Origin of the sequence: Companilactobacillus sp. HBUAS56275 (genome assembly GCF_036913655.1) — a bacterium.
GTDB lineage: Bacteria > Bacillota > Bacilli > Lactobacillales > Lactobacillaceae > Companilactobacillus > Companilactobacillus pullicola.
In genome coordinates this window covers 1-24,046 of the sequence record NZ_JAYKKK010000002.1, presented here as the reverse complement: position 1 = coordinate 24,046, position 24,046 = coordinate 1, and the positions used below count along the sequence as shown (strand labels likewise).

Below are 24,046 nucleotides of genomic sequence, written 5' to 3'. Positions count from 1 at the left end.
GGCAATTTAATGGCAGATCATAGAATAGAAAATGTTAACCTGACAGAAGTCATGAAGAATTCCTTTGTTGACTACGCCGCCAGTGTTATCGTGTCACGTGCGTTACCTGACGTTCGTGATGGTCTAAAACCAGTTCATCGCCGTATTCTTTATGGTATGAATGAGTTAGGTGTAACTCCTGACAAACCATACAAGAAGAGTGCCCGTTTCGTTGGGGATATCATGGGTAAATATCACCCCCATGGGGATTCGGCTATTTATGAATCAATGGTTAGAATGGCGCAGGATTTCAGTTATCGTTATCCATTAGTTGATGGACACGGTAACTTTGGATCTATTGATGGTGATCCACCTGCTGCCATGCGTTATACCGAAGCAAGAATGAGCAAGATGGCAGTTGAAATGTTGCGTGATATCAACAAAGATACTGTTGATCTTGTTCCTAACTATGATGGTGAAGAAAAAGAACCAATGGTTTTGCCAGCTAGATTCCCTAACCTTTTAGTTAATGGTGCAACTGGTATCGCTGTTGGTATGACAACTAACATTCCATCACACAACTTAAAAGAAGTTATCGATGCACTCCATATTTTGATGAGAAATAAGGATGCTACGGTTGCTGACTTGATGAAAGTTATTCCTGGACCTGATTTCCCAACAGGCGGAATCATCATGGGTCGTTCTGGTATCAGAAAAGCCTATGAAAATGGTAAAGGAACAATTATTCTTCGTGCCAAAGTTGATGTGGTTACTAAAAAGAGTGGTGCAGAACAGATTATTGTTACTGAACTTCCTTACATGGTTAATAAGGCTAGACTTGTTGAAAGAATTGCTGAGTTGGCTCGTGAAAAGAAGCTTGAAGGTATCACTGATTTAAACGATGAATCAGACCGTGAAGGTATGCGTATTGTTATTGATATTCGTCGTGACATGAGTGCTTCTGTAGTGCTAAATAATCTTTACAAATTAACACAACTTCAAATTTCATATGGTATCAATATGGTTGCTATCGTGGGTAAGACTCCAAAAGTCTTCTCATTAAAGGGCATCTTGGTTGAATACTTGAAACACCAAGAAGTTGTTATCAGACGTAGAACTGAATTTGAATTAAAACGTGCTAAAGCTCGTGCTCATATCCTTGAAGGATTGAGAATTGCTTTGGATCATATTGATGAAATTATCAGTATCATCCGTGGCTCACAGACTTCAGCCATTGCTAAACAAACTTTGATGGATAAGTACAAGCTATCTGACAAACAATCACAAGCTATCCTAGATATGCGTTTGGTTCGTTTGACAGGCTTGGAACGTGAAAAGGTTGAAGCTGAATATCAAGACTTGTTAGTTAAGATTGCTGATTTTGAGGATATTTTGGCTAAACCAGAACGTGTCGATAAGATCATTTACGATGAATTGTTGGAAATTCAAGAAAAATTCGGTGACGATAGAAGAACTGAAATTCGTGCTAGCGAAGTTGCTAACATCGAAGATGAAGATCTAATTGAAGAAGAAAACATTCTAGTCGTATTGACACATAACGGCTATATCAAACGTTTGTCTGCGGACGAATTTCGTGTTCAAAATCGTGGTGGCCGTGGAGTTCAAGGTATGGGGATTCATGATGATGACTTCATTGAACAAATGATTTATACATCAACTCATGATCGTCTCTTGTTCTTTACAAATGCTGGTAAAGTTTATCGAATCAAGGGTTATGAAGTTCCTGAATACGGTCGTACGGCTAAGGGAATTCCAGTTATTAACCTCTTGAATATCGAAAAAGGTGAGAAGATTGAAACTGTAATTAATGTTGACCGTGATGTCGATGTTGATAATTCATATTTGTTCTTTGTAACTAAATATGGAACAGTTAAACGCACACCAGTAACTGATTTTGCTAACATCAGACACTCTGGGTTACGTGCAATCACTCTTAGGGATGAAGATGAATTGACTAACGTCTTCTTAACTGATGGTGAAAAAGTTATCATCATCGGAACTCATAAAGGTTATGCCGTGACATTTAAGGAAAGCGATGTTCGTCCAATGGGAAGAACTGCTGCCGGTGTTCGTGGTATTAAACTTCGTGAAGAGGATTATGTTGTTGGTTCTTCAATCGCTGAAGAAGGACAAGAAATTCTAACTATTTCCGAAAAAGGTTATGGTAAGAGAACTTCCGTTAGCGAGTATCCTGTTAAGGGACGTGGTGGTAAAGGTATTAAAACTGCCAACGTTACCGAAAAGAATGGTCCAATTGCTGGATTGACAGTAGTCGATGGCGATGAAGATATCATGTTGATTACTGATAAGGGTGTTATGATTCGTTTTGATGTTCAAAGTGTCTCACAAACAGGTCGTGCAACTTTAGGTGTTAGATTGATTAAGGTTGATGATGATTCAATCGTATCAACTATGGCTAAGATTGCTGACGATTCTGATGAAGAAAGTGCTGATTCATCCACAGATGGTGAAACACCAACTGACGATGAAACTTCTGAAACAGATAATAACTAAAAATCAATCGTTTCTGCGTAATTTAGATATGTATCCTAATCAGATACGTGTCAGGCAGAAACGATTTTTTTATTACAATTTTTTCTAGTAATTGGTACTAATTTATGGTAAACTCATAACTTGTGAGTATAAAATTGCAGTTAATTTATGCTCCTTGTTCTTTAATTAGAACCATTAGACCATAAGGAGGTGTACAGTCCATGGCTGAAGCACATTACGAAATTACATATATCATTAAACCTGATATTGAAGAAGACGCAAAGAAAACATTAATCGATCGTTACGATAAGATTATTGCTGACAACGGCTCAAAAGTAATCGACTCAAAAGACTGGGAAAAGAAACGTTTAGCATATGAAATTGCTAACTACAAAGAAGGTATCTATCATATTATCAATGTAGATGCTGAAAATGATGAAGCAATTAACGAATTCGACCGTCTTTCAAAAATCGACGATAACATTCTTCGTCACATGATCGTTAGACGTGAAGACTAGTTTTGTTTCACGTGAAACAATTTAAGGAGGCAGATAAATGATTAATCGAGTAGTTCTAGTTGGACGCCTGACACGTGATCCTGAATTAAGATACACTGCCAATGGGGCAGCGGTTGCCAGTTTTACAGTTGCTGTAAACAGACAATTTACTAATTCACAAGGTGAACGTGAAGCCGATTTTATTAATTGTGTTATTTGGAGAAAAGCTGCCGAGAATTTTGCTAATTTCACTAACAAAGGTTCTCTTGTTGGAATTGATGGACGTCTTCAAACACGTAACTATGAAAACCAACAAGGTCAAAGAGTTTATGTAACTGAGGTTGTTGTTGATAACTTCTCATTACTTGAATCTCGTTCAGAATCTGAAAAGAGAAATTCAGGCAATGGTTCGAACAACAATGCTAATTCAAATCAAGCACCTAGCTACAATCAACCAAGTCAATCAAATCAGTCTCCATATGGCAACAATAATAATCAAAGCAACAACAATAGTAATAACAATAATCAATCTAACAATTCAAACAACAATAATATGAGCGATCCATTTGCTGACAACAGTAAACCAATCGACATATCAGATGACGATTTACCATTTTAATATAGAAGGGAGCAATTATAATGGCCCAACAAAGAAGAGGCGGACGTAGAAGACGTAAAGTTGACTTCATCGCTGCTAACCATATCGAATACATCGATTACAAAGATACAGACTTACTTAAGAGATTTATCTCAGAACGTGGTAAGATTTTGCCAAGACGTGTTACAGGTACAAGTGCTAAGAACCAACGTAAGCTTACTGTAGCTATCAAGAGAGCAAGAATCATGGCTCTATTACCATTCGTTGCTGAAGACTAATTCTTCGCAAATAATTAAAGATCACATTCAGGTGGTCTTTTTTTTTATGCTCTCTTAGCGGCTATGCCGCTTAGAGAGCATTATGCATGTGTTCGAGAGAACACATACGTTCCATTATTTTGGCTATGTCGCTTAGAGAACACATGCGTTCAATTTTTAAGCATGCTAGTTAGGTACATTGTGAGTACGCTCTGTTCTAATATAAAAGTACCAAGTAAATATAAAACGAGTACATAAAAGAGTTAGATCCTGAAGTAAAAATGGATCTAACTTTTTTATTTAAATATGAATTAAATGATAGCGGTTACTAAAAATGTCATATATAATTGACACAATAATTAATATATCCTATACTGAAAGTGTCAAATATATATGACTTTTAAGAAAACGGGTGAATCAATGAATCGGGTTCGTGAATATCGACGTGCTAAGAAATTATCACAAATGGCTTTGGCCGAAGAAATTGGAGTTGCACGCCAGACGATTAATCTAATCGAGAACGGAAAATATAATCCATCCTTGGACTTGTGTTTGAAGTTAGCTTGGATATTAGGTACTGATCTGGATACGTTATTTTGGAGGGATGAAGATGAAGAAGGTTAATGATCAACTATTAAGATGGTTCTTCGGGATACCAGGTGTAATAGATGAACAAGTAAAATCAGAGATTGGAAAACTTTCTGTTCAAGCTTTGATTGCAGTATTCATTTTTGAAATATTGTTCAATGTGGGGATTAGTATCTATGCATTTTCCGGTATGGTAAAGGATTTTGAATCACTTTTCTTATTCACAATGACATTACATCTATTTTTATTAATAGGAATAATCACTTTCTTTACCAGTTTTAGATTGCAACGTAAAGGAATTCTGAATCAAGAGGTCGCAACAAAAGTGGATAAAAGACGGGCTATCAAAGCAGTCTTTAATAAGTACTTGATAAAGTTGCCAATGATGTTTCTGATTATGTGGTTGTTAATAACATCCCTTGATTTTAATGGTCAAGACTTTGCCGGTACTTTGCTTAGCTGGTCTTCAATACGTCAAGCTCTACAACCAACGATAGTTTTAACGATTATCTTTATGATTATAGATATTTCTAAAGTTCGATTGATGAAAGAAGAAAGTTAAAGTATACCTAAATTTTGAAAGGGGAAAGTATGAATAAGGTAGATAAATACGTAATTAAATGGTTTTTAGGTTCAACAGCTGTAGTTGATGAGCGGACGAAAAGGGAATTGGGAATGGCCGCAATAAGAGCAACGTTTGCTTTCTTTGTATTTGAAATGTTATTTGCTCTGGTATCGATGATATATTTCATGAATGCTAATGTAAAAAACTATGAAAATGCATTATACATAACTATGCTTATTCAAATATTTATGACTTTTGCTATACTTATTGGATTTATTTCCATTCCTTTATCGAAGAAAAAATTGTTAAGCAAAGAAATTAGTTCCAATAAACAAAAAAAGACAATGCGTATGCTCAAGAACTACTGGATCAAAATGGCACCAATGGAATTCTTAATTTATTGGTTAGTAAGCGTAGCGATTAATACAAATAAAAGTAGTTTTTTTGATAACTTATTTAATCCACATCGTATTGCAGATGCATTGATATTTACCATTATTTTTAGTATATTTATGTATCTCTATGAGAAAAGAAGTATCCACGTTGTTAAAGAAGACAAATAATTGAAAAACACCGGCATTTCCTTATTCATCTAAGGAGTGTGGGTGTTTTTGTGCTCGGAACTGATGTTATATATGAAGAAAGAAAGGACCGGCTGTGATAAAATTAAAGGGTATATCTAAGAGGGGACAATATGAAAAAGATAAAATCTAATCTGAAATTCTTCCTTTCGCGAGTTGACCATTCGACTCAACTTACGGCAGTCTCCTTGATCGTGATGTTGCTATCAATTTTGGTAGTTGGATTGTTCCACGGTTCCATTAGTGGGTACATCCAAGCCATTTTGGTCATCATCTCATTAGTACTGTTTGTTTATTTGTTCTTATTATTAGGCGAAAAAGCCGGTAAGTATACAAATAATCTGCAGTACCGAATTGATCGGGGAACAGATAATAGTTTCGTCGAGTATCCATTAGGAATACTTTTGTACGACACTGATAAGCAGATTCAATGGGTTAATCCTTATTTTGTAGAGAAGACGGGATTTAATCCGTCTAATAGTATGAGTGTTAAGGACATATCGGCAGAGTTATCAAAATTGATTGATGAAGATAATCATGCGGATAGTAAGACGATTCAAATTGACGATAAGTACTTCTTAGTACAAGTTCAAAGCGAATTAAAGGTAATTTATTTATTTGAAATCACGCACTACTCAAAAATTGAAAAACGTTATGAAGATAATCGTTCAGTAATCGGTCAAGTTTATTTGGATAATTATGCAGAAATTACGCAATCAATGAGTGACCGTGATGTTTCTAATTTGGATAATTACATTACCAATGAGTTATCCAATTGGGCATCTAAAGAACAGATGTTTTTGAAGCGAATTGATGATGATCATTTCTTCATCATGGCTTATACCGGTCGTATCTTCGACATGGAGAAAAATGGTTTCAAGATCTTAGATGTTATTCGTGAGTTTACATCCCAACAGAATGTTCCACTTACGTTAAGTATGGGCTTCTCTTATGGGGTAGATGATTTACATAAACTAAACGATGAAGCTCAAAAGAATCTTAACCTAGCTCTTGGTCGAGGTGGAGATCAAGTTGTAGTTAAAGAGATCGGTGAAAAAGCTCGTTTCTATGGTGGAAATACCGATCCAATGGAAAAGAGAACTCGTGTCCGTGCCAGAATGATCAGCGAGGCCTTACAAGAATTATTGAAGGATAGCGATCAAGTTATTGTCATGGGACATTCACATCCTGATATGGATGTTTTGGGCTCTTCATTGGGTATTAGAAGAATTGCCTTAATGAACAATACACCATGTAAAGTCGTTATCAATCCTAATACCTTGCATTCTGATGTTAGCCGATTGTTAGGCATGATTGATCAAGATCCTGATATTAAGAAGGATATTATTACGCCAGATGAATCAGAGGCCATTAGAACATCGAAGACGTTGATCGTCATGGTGGACCACTCTAAGCAGAGTATTTCGATCAATCCTGATTTATACAAGGGTGAAAACGAAAAGATCGTTGTTATTGATCATCACAGAAGAAGTGAAGAATTCCCTGAGAATCCAATGCTGATCTATATCGAACCTTACGCTTCTTCAACTAGTGAATTGATTACTGAGATGCTTGAGTATCAACCTAAGAATAAGAAGGCTATTGAAAAAATCGAAGCAACTGCTTTGTTAGCTGGTATTACTGTTGATACGAAGTCATTCTCACTTAGAACTGGTACAAGAACATTTGATGCCGCCAGTTACTTACGTTCAGTGGGTGCTGATGAGACCGTTATTCAAAATGTTCTGAAAGAAAATATTGATTCATTTATTCAGAGAAATCATCTAATCGAAACAGTAACAATGGTTAATGGTAATATGGCAGTTTGTTTTGGTGAAGAGGATAAACCTTACGATCCAGTTATTGTTGCCCAGGCAGCTGATACATTGTTATCATTAGATAATGTTGAGGCTTCATTTGTAATTAGCAAACGTCCAGATGGACGAGTTGGTATTTCAGCTCGTAGTTTGGGTAATGTCAATGTACAAGTCATCATGGAAAAACTCGGCGGTGGTGGACACTTGTCTGATGCCGCAACACAGATTCCAGATGCGACAGTGGATGATGTTAAGGGTCAATTAATTGATGTTTTGACAAGTTATGATAAGAAATAAGGAGGGTCATTATGAAAGTTATTTTCCTAAAAGATGTTAGAGGTAAAGGTAAGAAGGGTGAAGTTAAGAACGTTGCTACAGGCTACGCCCAAAACTTTTTGATTAAAAATAATGAGGCTATCGAAGCTACTAAGGCTAACATTGCTAAATTGAAGGCTGAACAAAATCGTGAAGCCAAAGATTATGAAGCTGAAAAAGCTGAAGTTAAGGTTCTTAAAGGCAAAATTGAAGACGACAAGACTGTTGTTGAAGTTCTTGCTAAATCAGGTGCCGATGGTCGACTCTTTGGTTCAGTAACAACTAAGAAGATTGCTGACGAACTTAACAAACAATATGATATTAAAGTTGATAAACACAAGATGGAACTAACTGACGGTATCAAGTCACTTGGATATATTAATGTACCTATTAGATTATTCGAAGGTGTTGAAGCCACAATTAGAGTTCATGTTGCTGAAAAGAAGTAGGATATAAATGAATAATGATATAACTTCAAGAATACCGCCCAATGATAAGGATGCTGAGCAAGCCGTATTAGGAGCGGTTTTTCTGAGCCAAGATGCTTTGATTGAAGCTATGGAATACGTTGAAGCTGATGATTTCTATCAACATGCCAATCAACTAGTTTTCCAAGCCATGATGAATTTAAATGATGAAGAAGAACCAGTCGATGTCGTGACGGTTCAAAGTGAACTTGATCGTCAAAACCAAATTGAGGATATCGGCGGAGTGAGCTATTTAGCTGAATTGGCTAATGCTGTTCCTACCGCTGCCAATACAGCTTATTACGCCAAGATCGTTAAAAATAAGTCTGTCTTGAGACGTTTGATCAATGCGGCAACAAATATCGTTTCTCGTAGTTTTGAAGGAGACGAAGATGTTGACAGTATCATTGATCAATCTGAAAAAGACATCATGGATGTTGCTGAGAATAGAAATCATAAGGGATTTAGACGAATCTCTGATGTCGTAAAGTCTTCTTTCGAAGAAATTGACAAGTTGTATGATCAGGACAGTGATGTTACAGGACTTTCGACGGGTTATAAAGATCTTGATGCGATGACGACAGGTTTACACAAAGATGAATTGATCATCTTAGCTGCCCGTCCTGGTGTTGGTAAAACAGCTTTTGCTTTGAACCTAGCCCAGAATGCAGCTACTAAATCAAATGCTACTGTAGCCATATTTTCCCTAGAAATGGGGGCTGAACAGTTAGTTAACCGTATGCTCTGTTCAGAAGGTAGTATTGATGCTAATTCGCTCAGAACTGGTAAATTGGACGAGAATCAATGGAACAGTTTGGTTGTTGCCATGGGAAGTCTTTCCAGGACTAATGTTTATATTGATGACACTCCTGGTGTTAAGATGGCTGAAATTAGATCTAAGTGTCGTCGTCTGTTAAAGGAGAGCGGCAAATTGGATCTTGTAATCGTCGATTATTTGCAATTGATCGAAGGTACTGGTCAGGAAAATAGACAACAAGAAGTTTCAGTTATTTCTCGTAGTATGAAAAAATTAGCAAAAGAACTTCATGTACCAATAATCGCGCTATCACAGCTTTCCCGTGGTGTGGAAGCGCGTCAAGATAAGAGACCAATGTTGTCAGATATCCGTGAATCTGGTTCAATTGAACAGGATGCTGATATCGTTGCCTTTCTTTATCGTGATGATTATTATCGTGATGAAGATGGGGATGACAATGATAATCAAGAGGATCCTGAGGATCAAGATGTAGGTGAAGTTGAAGTAATTGTCAGCAAGAACCGTTCAGGTCCTCGAGGAACCGCAAAGCTATTGTTTGTAAAGTCTTATAATAAGTTTTCATCAATAGCAAATATTCCAGAAAATTAAATAGTGTAGGTGTAGAAGAAATGACGACAGTTGTTGTAGTAGGTACCCAATGGGGCGACGAAGGTAAAGGTAAGATTACTGATTATTTTAGTGGTGAAGCTAACATTATTGCACGTTACCAAGGTGGAGATAATGCTGGACATACATTAAATATTGATAATCACGTTTACAAGTTAAGATCTGTCCCATCAGGCATTTTATATTCAGATAAGACTAGTGTTATTGGAAATGGCGTTGTTTTGAACCTCGAATCACTACAAGAAGAGTTAGGTCGTCTTCATGATCAAGGTGTAGATACAACTAATTTAAAGATTTCAAACCGTGCACAATTGATTCTTCCTTATCATATTGAATTGGATAAGTTACAAGAAAAAGCTAAGGGTGATTCTAAAGTTGGTACAACTAACCGTGGAATTGGACCTGCTTATACTGACAAGGCTTCACGTGTTGGTATCAGAATGGCTGATATTCTTGATAAAGACTTGTTTAAGGAATTGTTGACAGAGAATCTTAAAGAAAAGAACGAACTATTTACAAAAATTTATGGTGTTGAACCAATGAAATTTGACGATATTTTTGAAAAATATTATCAAATTGGTCAACAACTTAAAGACCGTGTTATTGATACATCTGCCTATTTAAATAAAGAATTAAAGAATGGACAAAACGTTTTATTTGAAGGTGCGCAAGGAATCATGCTTGATATTGATCATGGTACTTACCCTTATGTAACTTCATCAAACCCAGCCGGTGGTGTAACAACCGGTGCCGGAATCGGTGCTCCATTGATCGATAATGTTATCGGTGTCGTTAAAGCTTACACATCCCGTGTTGGTGCTGGTCCATTCCCAACAGAACAATTAAATGAAGAAGGCGACTTCCTAAGAGAAGCTGGTCATGAATATGGAACAGTTACACACCGTCCAAGACGTATTGGCTGGTTAGATCTAGTTGTTCTTAAACATTCATGTAACGTTTCAGGAGTTACACACTTGTCATTGAACTGTTTAGATGTTCTAACAGGATTGAAAGAAATTAAGATTTGTACAGGATACGATTTGAACGGTAAGATCATCGATGAATATCCAGCTAATTTGAACGTATTAGCTAAGTGCAAACCAGTTTATAAGACATTCCCAGGCTGGACAGAAGACATGACACAAGCCAAGAGCTTGAAAGAGTTGCCACAAGAAGCACTTGACTATCTTGCTTTCATTAAGGAACAACTAGGCGTTGAATATGCCACAGTTTCAGTGGGACCTGATAGAGAACAAACTATTGAAGTAGATGACGTTTGGAAAGACTAGAGAGCAAGAGAGCGAAGTAAGGGCGCTCAGCCTCTGAGGATTTGCCTAAGTACTGGAATCGCACGCGTTTTTTGCGTGCAATTCCAGTACTGTAGCAAACCACAGGAGGTTGCCCCTGCGCAACTCGTTTCCACTATTCAGCAAAGAACCATGGTTCACTAAAAATAGAACCCCCAACCATTCAATATAGAAGAATGGTTCGCTAAAAATAACTATCAACAGAAAAAAAGGATCAAGTAGCAACTCAAAATGAGTAACTACTTGATCCTTTTTTTGTTTAAACAGATTTCTTGATAATTACCCCATTCTTTTTACAATAAGGTAAAAACATATTGTAGGAAGAAGGACCTAAAGATGACAAAATATGCAATATTGGGCGTCACAGGCCATTTCGGTAATAATGCACTTAAAGAATTATTAAAGATAGTTTCTCCATCAGATGTAATTGGAATTGCAAGGAATCTTGATAAAGCCCAAAAAATGGTTCCTAAAGGTATAGAAATAAGACCAGGGGATTATGAACACCCCGAGGATCTTCCAGAGTCCTTGGTAGGAGTAGATCGTTTATTGTTTGTATCATCACGTGCTACGCCCACAATGTCACGTGTAGATCAACATAGTAGTATTATCAGAGCTGCAATTGAAGGTGGTGTTAAATATATAGCCTATACGAGTTTTCCACATTCAGATACCAGTAAATCAGTTTTAGCCTCTGATCATCGAGAAACTGAACGAGAAATTATAGATGCAGGATTCGATTATAGTTTTCTACGTAATAATTTTTATTTAGAAGATGAATTACCACGATTAAAGGCAGCAGACGAAGGAAAACCATTTGTTCATGCGGCTGGTTACGGAAGAGTAGGCTGGGCTTTGGAAAATGAATATTCTGAAGCCGCCGCAAAAGTATTAGCAATGGATAATCCTAAGAAAGTTTATGAATTTGCGGGACCAGCTTTAACATATGGGGAATTGGCTGAGAGTATGAATGGCGATTTTGAACTTTCAGAAACGGATTTAGAAACGTATCGAGATTATTTAGAAGATCAAGATTTATCTGAACCATTGATTAGAATTGCTTTACTGAATCAACAAGCGATTCTTGAAGGACAGTTGGATGAAGAGACGAGTGATCTACCAATTGTATTAGGACACAACCTGATGCCGATTGAAGAGGCCATTAAGATTGTTCTGAGAAATAAGTAGTGATCGTTAGTAATGTGGATTAAATAATACCTTTGAATAGGTATTATTTTTTTTGAAACAAAATAATTGTATTTCTAAAAAATGGTGTTATTATAATATTAACAAGTTAATAATAAAGTAACACAGAGGAGAGATTATATTATGACAACATATGGAGTAACTGGAGCAACCGGACATTTTGGGAGAAATGCTATCAATGAATTGGCAAAATTAGTACCTGCAACAAGTATTGTAGCTTTAGCAAGAAATACCGAGAAAGCTAAGCAAATTGTTCCTTCAGGAGTAGAAGTTCGCCCAGGAGACTATACAGACGTAGATCAATTGGAAAAATCTTTAAAGGGTATTGATCGTTTACTATTCGTTTCTTCACAACCTGGTGGATCAGTGGATAGATTAACTCAACATGAAAATGTAGTAAAAGCAGCACAAAAGGCAGAAGTAGGTTATATTGCTTATACTAGTTTCCCACAAGCTGAAGATTCTACAGCCGCTTTGGCAAGTGATCATCAAGCTACTGAAAAATTGATCTTGGAAACAGGAATCAAGCATTCATTCCTACGTAATAACTGGTATCTAGAAAATGAAGCAGCTTCAATCAAGTCAGCAATTAATAATAAACCATTCATTTATGCTGCTGGCGACGGTAAAGTTGGTTGGGCTTTGGAATCTGAATATTCTGAAGCTGCAGCTAAAGTTCTAGCCTCAAATGATACTAAGGATGTTTATGAATTTGCCGGTCCTAGTCGTACATATCAAGATTTAGCAACAGCTATCAAGAGTGATTTCGATGTTAAATCATTGAGTATTGAAGATTATAAAGACTTGTTGCAGAAGTCTGGAATGGATGAAGGAACCATTGGTGTTGTATTAGCAATCCAAGATCTTATTCGTCAAGGTAATTTGGCAGAAAAGAGTGACGACCTACAAAATGTTTTGGGACGTGAATTGACTCCTTTAGACAAGGCTTTGGAGATTGTTGGTGAAAAATAATTGTCATCTTTTCTTGAAATGTCATACTATAACTAGTAAGTATTTGCTAGGAGGAAAAATATGAAATTTTCAAGTAAGTTAAGCGATGGCGTTCATATATTAGCTTATGTCGACCTTTTTCAAGATGGTGATTTGTCTAGTAATGCTATTGCTAATAGTATTGAATCTAATCCTAGTCTAGTCAGAAGAATGATGTCACGATTAAAGAATGCTGGTCTATTAACTAGCCAGCCTGGTAAAGTGGCTCCAAAATTAGGACGTCCAGCAACGGAAATTAGTTTATTAGATGTCTATCAAGCTATTGAAGATAATCAAAAATTATTGCACATTGATGAAAAGACTAATCCGAAGTGTCTTGTTGGTGGCAATATTCAAGAGACGTTAACGGGAATTTATGACAAAATTCAATCCGATGCTGAAAAAAGTATGTCGCAAGTATCTTTGCAACAGATAATTGACGGTATTTTGGAAAACGACAAGAAAAGGAAACAAAATCTAAATAATGAATAAGAACAGCCTCTACTAAGGAATTCAAGCACAGAAATGTGTCTTGAATTTCTAATAGGGGCTGTTCTTTTTCATGAAAATTATTTATTCTGCGTATCAGTAGAAATGATACCTTTCTGAAAATTAATAAAGCGACTGCTATTACGACTGTAAGTTAACGTATAATAATAAGTGTTATCTTTACTTAATTGTTTTAAGTAAATACGGGTGTATCTAGGTACGTCGGAAATTTGATAACCGATAATTCCAAAATTGCTGACCCGTGAATTAGCGTTACGAGCTAACTTGAATAGTCCAGCGTTACTCTTATCGGGATTTAATCCTAAGTTGATCGAAATCTGATTGAAATTTCCTGGATCATTAGCATTGGTGGCGGTCAGATTAGAATTGATAATGGCTGTTTTGAGACGTTGAGTAAAACTCTTGGCCTGATCGATACCGGATTTTCCCATATCAATGCCCTCAAGAACATATTGGGGTGGATATTGATTACTTTGAGTATTTAGATATTTGGCAGAAGTTATTGAGTCGCCTTTGTGATAGATTCGGTAACGGTAATTGACGATTGTTTTGGTGTCATCGTAACGGTTGCAACTGACAGTCACATATTTTCCATGCAGATCTTTGCCAAAATTTAAAATTGTCATATTGGTGATATAACGATGCGATTTTTTGTTGATACGTTTAAATAAAGTTTTTTCCTGATCATTGGATAAAAAAGATAATTCCTTAGTACTATGATAGTCGTCGTTGATAGTACTGAGAAGATTTAGAGCTTGTTGCTTGTTTTCCGTCATATCACCGTCATTTAAAGATATCGACTTTGGAGCAATATCTTCATCGATGTTCTTAGGATTAACGATCAATGAGAATGGAATAGTGATTTGTGCGATGCCATCGACGGTTTTGTCTTTGATTTTTCCAAGATTGAGGGCATAACTGGTGACAATCATTACTAGTAATACGAGAATAATGATCCATTTAATATATTTTTTGTTTAATTTTTTCAAAATATACACCCTTTATTTGCATGATAATTTACTATAATAATAACAAGATGAACTAGATATTTGGGGAAAATGATGAAAGATAAGAAAGATTTAAAAAGTAAGACAAAACCAGAACACTATTTATTAGTGAGTGCTGCTGTTGTCGGTGCGATTACAGCCGCCATCTTCTTTATTATGCTTTCGCGAGGAGTAGTCAATGCTGTAGTGACTTCAAAGATATCTAGTCAGTATCAGGATAAAGAATTGAAAGTATTAAAAACTAATTTAGATTATTCCACCTTAAATTTCATCGGCAGAGTAATTAAAGTTAGTGATGGAAATGTTATTACGCCTAACAATGTTAAAAAGTATCAGCAACTGGAAGATTATATTCAGGCTAGAAAAAATCGTGCTAAAGACGTTTCAGAGTTGTATGATGGCAAAAATAATTATCGTGATGATGTAACTAGTCAAAAAATCAATGATCTTGATAAAACACTTTTAAAAGAAAAAAATCAGGACGTTTATCAAAAGCAACGAAATAAGTTAGATACGATTCAAATTTGGTTTGAACAAACTCAGGATGCCGATAAGTATCTCAGTAAAACTTGGCAGGATTTTAATAGTGATAATGCCAGTTTGAGTTTTAAAAAGATTTCAATGGTAAATACTTATTTCAAATTGATAAAAAATAAAACAGTTAAAAATCGTTGGAACGAAGCGGTTAATAAGATGGATCAATACTTCTCTAATCATCAAAGCGAAAGTTCTCGTGTTGAGGCTGTTAAACAGGAATTAGAGGCTTTAAAGAAGGCACCTTTGACTGAGAAATATACGCCAGCAAATGTTGATATTGTCTCCAGTCTGAACTTCTCTAGTGGAGCTTCTGACAGTCTAACGCAAGCGGGAATAACAGGTAAAAATGCTTTGTACTACAATAGCAGTACTAATAAGTTGGCGTTGATGACTAAGGTTAATGGTAAGTATGTTGCCGAAAATGGTTATATTAACGTTAATAGTTCACAAGTCAGTTCAGGTAAATACACGATTAAGCGTCTTATTACTAGTGGCAGTTCAGATGCGGTAATAACTGATAACACTAATAGCAATTATGGTCAGTACGTGACGAATGCCAGTGATAGTGATCTTGAGAATCTAGGGATCACTGATCCGGATAATACAACTGATGACTTTAATTCTGCCACACCGGTATTCTGGCTAAAGAATAATACGGATCTAGATAAGTCAATCTACTTCACTAATAGTTCTACGTTAGGATTCATCTATGCAGGTAGTTCAAGTTATAACGAAGGTATGCAAATTAGTTCGTCAGACTTGTCTAATTTGATGTCACAAATCTCAACTGGAATAACATTCTATGTTAATTAGGGGCTAATTATGCGTAAAAGAAAAACTGGGTTACGAGAAAGAGTAACTAGAAAAAGACGAAAATGGCCATGGGTTTTACTAGCAATTTTAATAATAATAATTCTAAGTATTGGAGCCTTTTGGCTAAAGTATGGCTATGAAATAAAAAATACGATTGCAGATGGATATTCTTATAGTCAAGGATTGAAAGTATCAGATTTTCATCCTAAAAATTCCACCGTTATATACGATCGTAACGGTAAAGAAATTAAAAAACTATCGCAATCAAGTTCTAATTACACTCCAATCAAAGAAATCAATCCGGAAATAAAAAAGGGATTGGTTGCTGTTGAAGATCAGAGATTTTACATTCACCATGGTGTTGACCCCTATGCTATCTTGCGTTCAGTAGGGGCAGCGCTACTTCATCGTAGAACTGAAGGTGGCTCTACCTTGACGCAACAGCTGGTTAAGAACGTCATTTTGCAGGATCAATCTCAAAATGTGAACCGTAAACTCAAGGAAATGGTAATTGCCCAACAACTCGAGAAGAAATTCACCAAGCAACAGATACTAGAATTTTATATTAATAATGTTTATATGGGACATGGTTCTTATGGATTTAGTGCAGCGTCTGAGTATTATTTTTCTCAGAATCAGAAAGATTTATCAATTGATAAACTAGCAGTACTAGTTGGAATACCTAATAATCCAGTCTTGTACGATCCAGTTAGCCAACCAAAGAGTTCATTGAATCGTCGTAATACAATTCTCTATGTCTTTTATCAACGTGGCCTTATCTCAAAGAAAACCTACGAAACCGCCAGCAAGAGACCATTGGGGTTGAAAGTTAATAAGCGTAAATATGATAATGATGTTTCGAATAATTATGCTCTAAATTACGCGGTCTATAACGCCACTGAAGAAATAATGAAATCCTCCGGTTTTACGATGGAGTATGCATTTAAAAACAATCAAGCTAGAGACGATTATTTTGCACGTTACAGACAAGAATTTGAACGTGCTCGTGGTAAGTTGATGGATGGTGGTTATACGATCAACACTACTATCGACATGGATGTTCAGAATAAGATAGAGAGCTTGGTTAATAAGACTTATGAATCTTATACAGGTAGAGCGGCCAATGGTAAATTATCGCCACAAGTGTCGAGCACCGTTATAGATAATAAAACGGGAGACGTTATAGCGATAGTTGGTGGTCGAACTACTGAGGGTGATCAGATGAATCGAGCGATAAATGGATACAGCCAACCTGGTTCGACGGCTAAACCTTTAGTAGCTTATGCGCCAGCTTTTGAACGAGGATACTTGCCACAAAGTACGGTTGTTGATTCAGCAATTGGCAATGTTCATAACTGGTATAGCGGATATACGGGTAAGACTTCAGTACGTCACGCTCTGGAAAACTCTATCAATACAGTAGCTTATAAATTGGCGTTGCAAGATACAAAGTATTCCTTCTATGATGATTTGACAAAGATGGAATTTGCTCGGTTACGTCCTACAGAGGATAAGAATGCCATTAGTGCTTTAGGAACGTTTAGTACTACGACAACTGAAATGGCATCAGCTTACAGTTCATTCTCACGTGGTGGACAATTTATTCATCCAAGTAATTTAACTAGTATTTATGATAATGACAACAATCGTTATATTTATCAAAATACTCATATGAAGAAGAGTGTCTATACAAAGAATGCTAGTTATATGATGATCAATACGATGCAATCAGTTATTAGCGATGGTTTAGGTAAGGACGCAGCATTAGATAATTATAAATATACTGCTGGTAAGACTGGTACTAGTGATGACAGCAAGGATTCATATTTTGTCGGTATGACACCTAACTTTACGATTGCTAATTGGACTGGTAATGATACGCCTTCTTCATTAACAGGTAATGAACAGACCTTATCGATGCAGGCATTTAAAGCCGAAGGTCAGTATTTGGTCGATCAAATGAAGGAAAAGAACACTGATTTCAAGAAGCCTGATACGATTACTGTCAGTGGTAAAAATCTATCGATTAATGAGAGTAATGAAAAACCAACAATTCAAGATATTATTGATACTGATTTTTCCAAATATGCTTCAGAGCAGGAACAGAAGAATACTGATCGGCTTTATAATCTCGATTATCGAATTATCTATCATTTATCGAAAAAAGAAGAGTATAAGCGAGAGGATAAAGTTCAGTCGGCTATTGATAAATACAATGACAATCCAATTACTAAAGAATCTCAGTATGATAGTAAATTAAGTGAATTGCAGAAGATTCGTTATTTGAATGTTAATGTTAAACGTCAATCAGCTAAGAATGACTTTAATCAGCAGATACTCCAGATGCAAAAGGAATTGAATTTGAGTCAGGCCATGTTCCAGGCAGCAAAGGATAATAAGAAGATTGCCAAATATCAATCTGAAAAAGAAGAGATTGAGACACAAAGGGAACAGAAGCGTCAGGCTATGGTCGATAAATTGATGCCTCAATACAATTCTCAATTGCAAAAGGTTAAAGATGCTTATAAGAATAATGATTCTGATAAGGAAGATCAGAAGCAGAAGTTGATTGATATTATGAATGAGATCAGGAGTTATGGTGGTAACGTACCTGATGTTAAGATTAGTGTTAACAGTAATTCTTCTTCGGATAGTAGTTCTGGTTCTTCTAATTAGATATAAAAAGGCGACTCTCAGATTAATTTTCTGGGAGTCGCCTTTTTTAATAACCATGGTTCTATGCTTTATAGTGAAAACGAGCTGCGTAGGCCAGATTCCTGTGCTTTGCCTGACTTCACAAACTGTCTGCTTCGCAGCCAATTCGCAAAGTCCTGCAAATGCTCAGAATCTAAGCGGGCCTACTCCGCTCTCTATCTGAAACGAGCTGCGCAGGGGCAACCTCCTGTGGTTTGCTACAGAACTGAAATTGCCCGCAAAATACGCGTGCGATTCCAGTTCTTAGGCAAATCCTCGGAGGCTGACCGTCCCTGCTACGCTCTCTCGTCTATGTCATTGGTTCTCTTAGCGATTGCTGGCAAGATCAGTCCTAATAGAATTAATGCTAATGGAGTGATGATGTTCAATGCTAGTTGGAACCACCATGATGATGGATCTTGGGCCATGTTCATCTTTGGAACCATACCCATGATACATGCGAAGGCTGTTAGGAAGAAGGCCCAAAGTCCTACTCCGAAACCGACGTACTTGTTTTTAACGAACATATAATCAGATTTATATTTATCCAATTGTTTAGTTAGCATCATATAGGCTAAGAATACCCATAGATAACGCATAGGCATAACAATTGAATTAAGGTTTAGCAACCAGTTATATAGATCGTTCATACCATTAATACCTAGTGCAGGCACAATAATAAGAACAGAAACTAAAATGGCAGTCATCTTGTAACCATTGATAGCAACACCACGTTTGTTTTTCTTCAAGAGGGCCTTTGGAATATATTTCTTATCGGCATCTCCTAAAAGCATACGTAATGGGGCATCGATGGAAATGGCTAAAGCTGCAGCACTAGCCAATGTATTAGTGATTGCAAATGCCCAAACAAATAAGTTACCAACGTGGAAACTATTGCCTAGGAATTGGAAGGCTTGGTAAGCACCGTTAGCCATAAGGTCGGCTGGGATATGGTTGGAATTAACAATCATACCAATAGCGAATGAACCTAAAACGGCTGATACGGCAACCATAACGGCTAAAATGATCATACCTAGTGGAAATTCTCTGGAAGCATTTTTAGTCTTGTTAACGTAAGGTGAGATTTTTTCAGCACCACCAACGGCGAAGACTAACATGGAAATAGTTGTGAAGTATTGTAAATCAAACTTCGGTATATATGTATGAATATCACTCATATTAGGTGTAGCAATTTGTACGTGAGTGATAAAAGGTGCGCTGACACCAAGGATGATGAACAACATTGACATACCAAACATAGCAATCCCGGCGATACTACCGATATTATTCAATGTTGCAGCACCCTTACTGGCAATCCACACGAATACAAGGAAAATGATCAAACTTAATCCTTGAACGATAATTGGTGAAGAATCTTTAATAAAAGATCCATTACCTTTGAAAAGCCAACTTAGACTAACCATAATAATTTGTGGCTTTTGAGCTAGATAAGGAACGTGAACTACCCAATAAGTCCAAGCCGCAAAGTAAGCTAGTTTGTTATTAGATAGAGTTCTGATCCACGAACTAACACCTCCGCCAGCTTCTTGAAACGCTGATCCTAATTGACCCACCATTAAAGTGTATGGGACAAAGTATAGAATCATAATTAAAATCCATGACGTTATAACAGCTAAGCCTTGGTTGGCAAAGTTGTTAATAACATTATTCAGACCCCAAACGGTAGTAAAGCCAAGTAAGGCAATGTTCCACCATCTGAAAGACTTTGCATTCTTTGCATCTGACATAATCAAATCCTCCTACATTTGTGATTATACAGGAATTTTAAAGCAAAAAGGTTAGTAATAATAAGATGTTTTTTTCGAAATATCCCAGTATTATATTTGTGTAACTTTTTTTTAATAAAATTGACAGACACTGTTAAAAAATTATAATTTAGGAATACGGCCAGTAAAGATTTCCTTTGGATACATTGAAATTAGACTGTATAATTGTAATCTATCTACTATATAATGAGAGTGATTTGTAGATAGCAAATTAAACGGAGTTAAATATGGACAATAACAACAATAATGGTTTACGAGGACGTCGAAAGAGAACGCGTAACAGCGCTTTGGCGTCTAATAATAATGGGAAAATTAATCATCCGCTTCTCAAGATAATTGGACTGGTTGCCTTGGTAACGTTCTTTGTAATGGGAGCTTATGGTTTTAGAATTTATGCTCAGGCTCAGAATTCTTTAGGTAAGACTTATAAAGCAATTGATGGAAAGAATGCTTCAGCCAAAATAGTTAGTAAGAAACCTGTTTCAATCTTATTGCTGGGTGTAGATACAACGGATAACGGCGTTCGTGATACCGAAACAAATTATCGTGGTAATTCAGATACAATGATTATTGTAACGGTCAACCCTAAGACTAATAAAACGACAATGATGTCTGTTCCACGTGATACAATGGCACAAATTTGGAAGAGTGCCGATCATAATACGAAGAAAATTCAAAAGATAAATTCTGCATATAACATTGGTAATGAAGAAAGTGCTGTGGTTACTACAGAAAAACTTTTGAATGTCCCAATTGACTACTACATTAAGGTTGACTTCAATTCTTTGAAGCAAATTGTTAATGCTGTCGGAGGTGTAGATGTTGACGTACCGTTCAGTTTCTCGTATGGTGATACAGGCGAAAAGAAGTCACACTTTAAAAAAGGTAAGATGCATTTAAACGGTAAACAGGCCTTGGATTACTCTAGAATGCGTTATGATGATCCCCAAGGTGACTACGGACGTCAATTGCGTCAGCGTCAAGTTATAACGGCTATTATTAAGAGTGCGGCTAGTGCTAAGACTTTCACACGTTATCAAAAGGTCTTAGATAGTATTTCTAGTTCAATGACAACTAACTTAAGTTTCAGTGACATGCAATCAATGTTCTTGAATTATAGTGGTGCAGCTAAGAGTATTGGATCTGATCATTTACAAGGGTATGGTTCAATGATCGACGGCTCATCTTATGAAATTGCATCAACTAAGGAATTAAGACGAGTATCTAATAAGTTACGTAAACAATTAGGTTTAGCTGAGGAAGAATTGAATAATAAGGAAACTAAGCTTAATGCATATAATGAGAAGCGTGGTTTTTCATTCAATTACACCGGTAATCAGCAACAAAACTATACGACGACAATTACAACTACTAGTTCTGAAAGTTCATACGGTTCAAGTTATGGCGAATCAAGTCATTCTACTGGTAGTTTTGGTGGCAGTTCTAGCGGGTCTACTGGATCGAGCGGTTCAGGTGGCTTCGGCGGCGGCTATTAAATTAGTTAAATAATATTTGAATAAAGGCTGAGACAGATGGTTTCAGTCTTTTCTTATTGTATAAAGGAGAAAGATATGAGTGTTTTAGAAGTACACGGATTAACACAACAATTTTTGGATAAAAGATTGTACGATTCCGCAGATCTACAAGTAAATAAAGAGGACCATTTAGGTATTATTGGTCAAAATGGTGTTGGTAAGAGTACCTTCATTAAGATTTTGACTGGTCAAATCGAACCTGATGAAGGAAAAATCACCTGGAAGAAACATATGACGATTGGTTATTTAGACCAACAAGCCAAATTAGCTCCGGGGATGACCATTTATGAGTACCTCCAAACAGCATTTTCAAAATTATATGAAACTAGCGAACAGTTAAACGAGATTTACATGAATGATCCTAGTGATGAAGATTTGGAAAAGGCTGGAAAACTTCAAGAAATCTTAGATGCCAACGATTTTTATGAATTGGATACAAAGATTGAACAAGTTGCGACGGGTTTAGGACTGGATGCGATTGGATATGACCATGACGTTTCCAAACTAAGTGGTGGTCAACGTTCTAAAATTATCTTGGCTAAAATTTTGTTAGAGAAACCAGATATGATTTTGCTAGATGAGCCAACTAATTACTTGGATACTAACCATATCGATTGGTTGGCAGACTATTTGAATGACTTCCAGGGAGCTTTCATCGTTATTTCCCATGATTATGGATTCTTAGACCGCATTATCAACTGTGTAGCTGATTTTGAGTTTGGTAAGATCACGAAGTATACAGGTAGCCTCAAGCAAGCTCTCAAACAAAAAGCCGCTAATAAAGAAACATATATGAAGGCTTACGTTAAGCAACAAGAGAAGATCTCTAAGACTAAAGCCTATATTAGAAAGTTTAAGGCTGGTTCTAGATCAAAGAGTGCTAAGAGTAGGGAGAAGCAGCTAGCTCATATGGATGTGTTGACACCTCCAGGGAATAAGACTGCATCGAGTTTTGGCTTCCCATATGTCGAAGTACCAAGTTCTCGTATGTTATTGGAAGTTAACGATCTAAAAGTCGGTTACGATGGCAAACCCTTATTTGATAAGTCACTTAATTTCTCTATTGTTAGTGGAGAAAAGATGGTTATTAAGGGATTCAATGGTATCGGTAAGTCTACTTTGATCAAAACCCTTTTGGGTATTTTAAAACCTATTGCTGGTAACTATGATTTTTCTGAAGTTGCTAAGATAGGGTACTTTAAGCAAGATCTTGTTTGGGAAAACAACCTTGAGAGCCCATTTAAATATATTAGTGATAAACACCCAGACCAAGGTGGTAAGGATGTTAGACGTGTTCTAGCTAGAACCGGTTTGACTAACCAACAAATCATGTCACCACTACGTTCACTTTCTGGTGGGGAACAGACTAAGGTCAAAATAGGTGATTTGATGTTTAATACATCGAACTTCTTGTTTATGGATGAGCCTACAAACCATTTGGATGATGAAAGTAAAGCCGCACTACGTAAAGGTTTAAAGAACTACGATGGTTCTTTGATTTTGGTTACCCATGAGGAAGATTTCTATAGTAGTGATTGGATAGATAAGGTCCTAGATATTGAAAAGATAAAAGAGAATTAGACATTTTCAAAAAAAGATGAAAAAGTACTTGCATTGGTTTACTATTAACGGTAAGATATTACCTGTTGTCACGAAAACACAACAACATCAACGAATTAGCAATGAAGTTGCTAACGAGTTGAAATAATTATTTTAAATAAGTTCTTGACTAGTTGTCATTAACTTGATATAATAATTAAGCTGTTAACTTAGTTGACAGCTGGTAGACCTTTGAAAACTGAACAAAGTTTTAACACTAAAATTGTGTAGGCCAACATTTATTTGTTGGATTTACAACGAAGTCAATTCGCTAGTATAATTTTTATGAGTCACAAACTTTTAATATGAGAGTTTGATCCTGGCTCAGGACGAACGCTGGCGGCATGCCTAATACATGCAAGTCGAACGAACCATCCTGAAGATTGAAGCTTGCTTCATGATTCAGACCTTGGTGAGTGGCGGACGGGTGAGTAACACGTGGGTAACCTGCCCAGAAGTGGGGGATAACATTTGGAAACAAGTGCTAATACCGCATAAC

The 24,046-nt window shown here is 36.5% G+C and carries 20 protein-coding genes and 1 rRNA gene; 19 read left to right on the top strand and 2 right to left on the bottom strand.

Features of this window, described 5'->3' with window-relative positions:
• Positions 1-9 precede the first annotated feature (9 nt).
• The 14 genes from gyrA to U8526_RS03700 all read left to right on the top strand — a co-directional run bounded on the left by gyrA (position 10) and on the right by U8526_RS03700 (position 13,557).
• Positions 10-2,514 (top strand): DNA gyrase subunit A, encoded by a 2,505-nt coding sequence (gyrA, locus tag U8526_RS03765; protein WP_334340634.1) that lies wholly within the window; start codon positions 10-12, stop codon positions 2,512-2,514.
• A gap of 200 nt (positions 2,515-2,714) precedes the next feature.
• A complete protein-coding gene (gene rpsF, locus U8526_RS03760) occupies positions 2,715-3,011 on the top strand; it encodes a 30S ribosomal protein S6 (RefSeq protein WP_025085412.1) in 297 nt (98 codons plus the stop codon).
• 37 nt (positions 3,012-3,048) lie between these two features.
• Positions 3,049-3,609 carry a single-stranded DNA-binding protein gene (gene ssb, locus U8526_RS03755; protein ID WP_334340633.1) on the top strand — a complete coding sequence of 187 codons (561 nt, stop codon included), beginning with the start codon at positions 3,049-3,051 and terminating at the stop codon, positions 3,607-3,609.
• A 20-nt stretch (positions 3,610-3,629) separates the two neighbouring features.
• On the top strand, positions 3,630-3,866 hold the full coding sequence (gene rpsR / locus U8526_RS03750; protein ID WP_025085410.1) for a 30S ribosomal protein S18: 237 nt from the start codon (positions 3,630-3,632) through the stop codon (positions 3,864-3,866).
• A gap of 399 nt (positions 3,867-4,265) precedes the next feature.
• Positions 4,266-4,469, top strand: coding sequence for a helix-turn-helix transcriptional regulator (locus U8526_RS03745; protein ID WP_334341129.1), 204 nt, complete (start codon positions 4,266-4,268; stop codon positions 4,467-4,469).
• The gene (locus tag U8526_RS03740) at positions 4,456-4,995 is read left to right on the top strand and encodes a DUF3278 domain-containing protein (protein ID WP_334340632.1); all 540 of its coding nucleotides are present in this window, start codon (positions 4,456-4,458) and stop codon (positions 4,993-4,995) included. The genes U8526_RS03745 and U8526_RS03740 overlap by 14 nt, the downstream gene beginning before the upstream one ends.
• Before the next feature lie 29 nt (positions 4,996-5,024).
• Positions 5,025-5,561: a DUF3278 domain-containing protein gene (locus U8526_RS03735; protein WP_334340631.1), complete on the top strand. Its 537-nt coding sequence runs from the start codon at positions 5,025-5,027 to the stop codon at positions 5,559-5,561.
• 131 nt (positions 5,562-5,692) lie between these two features.
• A complete protein-coding gene (locus U8526_RS03730; RefSeq protein WP_334340630.1) occupies positions 5,693-7,693 on the top strand; it encodes a DHH family phosphoesterase in 2,001 nt (666 codons plus the stop codon).
• Positions 7,694-7,704: 11 nt separating this feature from the next.
• Positions 7,705-8,160 carry a 50S ribosomal protein L9 gene (rplI, locus tag U8526_RS03725; protein WP_334340629.1) on the top strand — a complete coding sequence of 152 codons (456 nt, stop codon included), beginning with the start codon at positions 7,705-7,707 and terminating at the stop codon, positions 8,158-8,160.
• Positions 8,161-8,167: 7 nt separating this feature from the next.
• Positions 8,168-9,544, top strand: a complete 1,377-nt coding sequence (gene dnaB, locus U8526_RS03720; RefSeq protein ID WP_334340628.1) for a replicative DNA helicase — start codon at positions 8,168-8,170, stop codon at positions 9,542-9,544.
• 20 nt (positions 9,545-9,564) lie between these two features.
• Entirely contained in the window at positions 9,565-10,851 is a 1,287-nt protein-coding gene (locus U8526_RS03715; RefSeq protein ID WP_334340627.1) for an adenylosuccinate synthase, read from the top strand.
• Between the two features lie 354 nt (positions 10,852-11,205).
• Positions 11,206-12,057: an NAD(P)H-binding protein gene (locus U8526_RS03710; RefSeq protein ID WP_334340626.1), complete on the top strand. Its 852-nt coding sequence runs from the start codon at positions 11,206-11,208 to the stop codon at positions 12,055-12,057.
• Positions 12,058-12,198: 141 nt separating this feature from the next.
• Entirely contained in the window at positions 12,199-13,047 is an 849-nt protein-coding gene (locus U8526_RS03705) for an SDR family oxidoreductase (RefSeq protein ID WP_334340625.1), read from the top strand.
• A gap of 60 nt (positions 13,048-13,107) precedes the next feature.
• A complete protein-coding gene (locus U8526_RS03700) occupies positions 13,108-13,557 on the top strand; it encodes an Rrf2 family transcriptional regulator (protein ID WP_334340624.1) in 450 nt (149 codons plus the stop codon).
• A 77-nt stretch (positions 13,558-13,634) separates the two neighbouring features.
• Here U8526_RS03700 and U8526_RS03695 read toward each other — a convergent pair whose 3' ends face one another.
• A complete protein-coding gene (locus U8526_RS03695; protein WP_334340623.1) occupies positions 13,635-14,564 on the bottom strand; it encodes a hypothetical protein in 930 nt (309 codons plus the stop codon).
• Between the two features lie 72 nt (positions 14,565-14,636).
• Here U8526_RS03695 and U8526_RS03690 point away from each other — a divergent pair, with 72 nt between their 5' ends.
• Positions 14,637-15,932, top strand: a complete 1,296-nt coding sequence (locus U8526_RS03690) for a hypothetical protein (protein WP_334340622.1) — start codon at positions 14,637-14,639, stop codon at positions 15,930-15,932.
• Between the two features lie 9 nt (positions 15,933-15,941).
• Positions 15,942-18,608: a transglycosylase domain-containing protein gene (locus tag U8526_RS03685; protein ID WP_334340621.1), complete on the top strand. Its 2,667-nt coding sequence runs from the start codon at positions 15,942-15,944 to the stop codon at positions 18,606-18,608.
• A gap of 314 nt (positions 18,609-18,922) precedes the next feature.
• Here U8526_RS03685 and U8526_RS03680 read toward each other — a convergent pair whose 3' ends face one another.
• The gene (locus tag U8526_RS03680; protein WP_334340620.1) at positions 18,923-20,374 is read right to left on the bottom strand and encodes an amino acid permease; all 1,452 of its coding nucleotides are present in this window, start codon (positions 20,372-20,374) and stop codon (positions 18,923-18,925) included.
• A gap of 266 nt (positions 20,375-20,640) precedes the next feature.
• Here U8526_RS03680 and U8526_RS03675 point away from each other — a divergent pair, with 266 nt between their 5' ends.
• From U8526_RS03675 to U8526_RS03665, 3 genes are all read left to right on the top strand, one after another.
• Complete coding sequence (locus tag U8526_RS03675; RefSeq protein ID WP_334340619.1) at positions 20,641-21,909, top strand: LCP family glycopolymer transferase; 1,269 nt, start codon at positions 20,641-20,643, stop codon at positions 21,907-21,909.
• A 75-nt stretch (positions 21,910-21,984) separates the two neighbouring features.
• A complete protein-coding gene (locus tag U8526_RS03670) occupies positions 21,985-23,529 on the top strand; it encodes an ABC-F family ATP-binding cassette domain-containing protein (RefSeq protein WP_334340618.1) in 1,545 nt (514 codons plus the stop codon).
• Positions 23,530-23,848: 319 nt separating this feature from the next.
• A 16S ribosomal RNA gene (locus tag U8526_RS03665) occupies positions 23,849-24,046 on the top strand; the annotation flags it as partial.

Excerpts from the sequence above, each read along its gene's own strand:
- dnaB (WP_334340628.1), top strand. The coding sequence starts at position 8,168 with ATGAATAATGATATAACTTCAAGAATACCGCCCAATGATAAGGATGCT.
- U8526_RS03685 (WP_334340621.1), top strand. The coding sequence starts at position 15,942 with ATGCGTAAAAGAAAAACTGGGTTACGAGAAAGAGTAACTAGAAAAAGA.
- U8526_RS03745 (WP_334341129.1), top strand. The coding sequence starts at position 4,266 with ATGAATCGGGTTCGTGAATATCGACGTGCTAAGAAATTATCACAAATG.
- U8526_RS03690 (WP_334340622.1), top strand. The coding sequence starts at position 14,637 with ATGAAAGATAAGAAAGATTTAAAAAGTAAGACAAAACCAGAACACTAT.
- rplI (WP_334340629.1), top strand. The coding sequence starts at position 7,705 with ATGAAAGTTATTTTCCTAAAAGATGTTAGAGGTAAAGGTAAGAAGGGT.
- U8526_RS03715 (WP_334340627.1), top strand. The coding sequence starts at position 9,565 with ATGACGACAGTTGTTGTAGTAGGTACCCAATGGGGCGACGAAGGTAAA.
- U8526_RS03670 (WP_334340618.1), top strand. The coding sequence starts at position 21,985 with ATGAGTGTTTTAGAAGTACACGGATTAACACAACAATTTTTGGATAAA.
- gyrA (WP_334340634.1), top strand. The coding sequence starts at position 10 with ATGGCAGATCATAGAATAGAAAATGTTAACCTGACAGAAGTCATGAAG.
- U8526_RS03705 (WP_334340625.1), top strand. The coding sequence starts at position 12,199 with ATGACAACATATGGAGTAACTGGAGCAACCGGACATTTTGGGAGAAAT.
- U8526_RS03700 (WP_334340624.1), top strand. The coding sequence starts at position 13,108 with ATGAAATTTTCAAGTAAGTTAAGCGATGGCGTTCATATATTAGCTTAT.
- U8526_RS03675 (WP_334340619.1), top strand. The coding sequence starts at position 20,641 with ATGGACAATAACAACAATAATGGTTTACGAGGACGTCGAAAGAGAACG.
- U8526_RS03680 (WP_334340620.1), bottom strand. The coding sequence starts at position 20,374 with ATGTCAGATGCAAAGAATGCAAAGTCTTTCAGATGGTGGAACATTGCC.
- ssb (WP_334340633.1), top strand. The coding sequence starts at position 3,049 with ATGATTAATCGAGTAGTTCTAGTTGGACGCCTGACACGTGATCCTGAA.
- rpsR (WP_025085410.1), top strand. The coding sequence starts at position 3,630 with ATGGCCCAACAAAGAAGAGGCGGACGTAGAAGACGTAAAGTTGACTTC.
- U8526_RS03740 (WP_334340632.1), top strand. The coding sequence starts at position 4,456 with ATGAAGAAGGTTAATGATCAACTATTAAGATGGTTCTTCGGGATACCA.
- U8526_RS03730 (WP_334340630.1), top strand. The coding sequence starts at position 5,693 with ATGAAAAAGATAAAATCTAATCTGAAATTCTTCCTTTCGCGAGTTGAC.
- U8526_RS03735 (WP_334340631.1), top strand. The coding sequence starts at position 5,025 with ATGAATAAGGTAGATAAATACGTAATTAAATGGTTTTTAGGTTCAACA.
- U8526_RS03710 (WP_334340626.1), top strand. The coding sequence starts at position 11,206 with ATGACAAAATATGCAATATTGGGCGTCACAGGCCATTTCGGTAATAAT.
- rpsF (WP_025085412.1), top strand. The coding sequence starts at position 2,715 with ATGGCTGAAGCACATTACGAAATTACATATATCATTAAACCTGATATT.